Annotated in this window: 2 protein-coding genes; both read right to left on the reverse strand. The window is 46.4% G+C overall.

Translation table 11 applies throughout. From position 1 onward, the window contains the following. Positions 1 to 193: 193 nt before the first annotated feature. A complete protein-coding gene (locus J0F76_RS20710) occupies positions 194 to 532 on the reverse strand; it encodes a type II toxin-antitoxin system RnlB family antitoxin (RefSeq protein WP_207472352.1) in 339 nt (112 codons plus the stop codon). Positions 533 to 542: 10 nt separating this feature from the next. Next, the coding region (locus J0F76_RS20715) for a hypothetical protein (RefSeq protein ID WP_207472353.1) at positions 543 to 765 on the reverse strand (223 nt) is incomplete at its 5' end.

The following is a 765-nucleotide window of genomic DNA, read 5'->3' on the forward strand; positions in this document are numbered from 1 at the left end:
CAGATGCCCGAGGGTCTTCCTCTCCGCCATCGCCCTTGCTGCAACCGTCATCTTCTGGCTGTGAAAATCAATGGGTCTGGAGCCTAAAACCCAGACTACTCGGTGGGGGCAGTTCACGCTTTCATTCGCTTGGTGGTTTCCTAATCTTGTCTGGTAAATGACTTATACGACAAATTGTTGGCGCTAAAGACTACTACTGCATGAACCTCTTCAGTTCGCTAGACGAGAGGACACTGCCAAGAAGAAACGCTTGATCGCTTCTCGTCATTAAATCCTGCCCTTCTTGAATGGCTGAACTTACATTGGTCTCTACAGAAAATGAGCTGCGATCAAACGCATTTTTTTTGAACCTCATAGAGGCAAACCGATTTGAGGTCAGCCCGTTGACAGAAAGTAAGTCAAAAAGCACAATGCCCTCGAAGCCTAAGCTAGCGAGTTTCGAGGTGAGTATTTTAATCTCACGCAAGGGGTGAAAATCTGCCGTGGCCGTAACCACAGCAATTTCACCAATTATACGGACTGTGTCAATCATTGCTCCACTCTTATTGCATCAGCGCATCAATTGCTGAATACGCATCTTTAGATAGTCCAATTGCTGAATCCAAGGTGTTTATCATCCTGCTACCATTAGGAAATTCCTCCATGTGAAAAATCGCATGACGATGTTTGCGGTAAAAAGGGCTCTGTTGCACAAATTTCGTGAGGAATTCATCTTGCGAGTCCAGCTTGGTAGCTGTGATGTATGCGCAGACCCACACCTCCGAC

Origin of the sequence: Paracoccus fontiphilus (genome assembly GCF_017356265.1) — a bacterium.
Taxonomy (GTDB): domain Bacteria; phylum Pseudomonadota; class Alphaproteobacteria; order Rhodobacterales; family Rhodobacteraceae; genus Paracoccus; species Paracoccus fontiphilus.